This is a genomic window from Paenarthrobacter sp. CCNWLY172, from assembly GCF_037402035.1.
Lineage (GTDB): Bacteria > Actinomycetota > Actinomycetes > Actinomycetales > Micrococcaceae > Arthrobacter.
In genome coordinates this window covers 1-523 of record NZ_JBBEGB010000036.1, presented here as the reverse complement: position 1 = coordinate 523, position 523 = coordinate 1, and the positions used below count along the sequence as shown (strand labels likewise).

Here is a 523-nt window from a genome sequence, read left to right as displayed (position 1 = left end):
GGCCAGTGTTCTGGATGACGGGTACCGGAACGCGGCCCAGTTCCTGCGCGCACGGTTGCGGATCGGCATCGGAGAAGCCAAGCGCCGGCTCGCCCTCGCCCCGGACGTCCTCCCCCAGACCGGGATCACCGGGCAGGACATCCCGGCCCGCCACGCAATCCTCTCCCAAGCGGTTGGTTCCGCACTGGTGCCTTCCCGTTCGGCCTCGATCATCAGCACCGCCCTGGACAAAGTCCGGAACCTCACCGACGAGGACACCCTCACCCGGATGGAACACGCCCTCACCACCACCGCGGTCGAGACCGACCCGGACTTCGTCACCACAATGGCCAAACGCTGGATCGACGCCATCGACCACGACGGCCCCGAACCCACCGAAGAAATCCTCCGCCAACTCCAAGGCGTGTTCCTCCGCCGCCGACGCCGCCACGGCCTCCACCACCTCGAAATCTTCGCCACCGACGAACAATACGAAATCCTCACCACCGCCATGAACGTCGCCACCAACCCCCGCCTCACCACC

Annotated in this window: 1 protein-coding gene; it reads left to right on the top strand. The window is 66.5% G+C overall.

Annotated elements, in window-relative coordinates:
- A partial coding sequence (locus WBN73_RS21405) for a DUF222 domain-containing protein (protein WP_337341291.1) occupies nucleotides 1-523 on the top strand: 523 nt, incomplete at both ends.